This is a genomic window from Spirulina sp. CCY15215 (assembly GCF_016888125.1).
Taxonomy (GTDB): Bacteria; Cyanobacteriota; Cyanobacteriia; order Cyanobacteriales; family Spirulinaceae; genus CCY15215.
The window spans coordinates 1-206 of the sequence record NZ_JACSWA010000178.1 but is presented as its reverse complement, the minus strand read 5'-3'; the positions used below and the strand labels follow the sequence as shown (position 1 = coordinate 206).

The window sequence follows — 206 nt, the reverse complement described above, 5'->3', positions numbered from 1 at the left end:
CCATCAGAAGTTGCCAGAAATTTGTCCAGTCCCAAGTCTATCCCAATGGCATGACCGTGAAATGGGACATCTGGAATATTAACATCTAACTGCAAAGACAGTAGAATAAAATATCCTGATGCTTTTTTGATAATTCTCGCTTGTTTAATTGCAAAACTATCGGGAATATCTCTCGATTTCCTAAATTTAATCCATCCCAATTGAGG

1 pseudogene is annotated in these 206 nt (G+C 37.4%); it reads right to left on the bottom strand.

Features of this window, described 5'->3' with window-relative positions:
- Nucleotides 1–206 (bottom strand): annotated as a pseudogene (locus JUI58_RS00900) (RNA-guided endonuclease TnpB family protein); the annotation flags it as partial.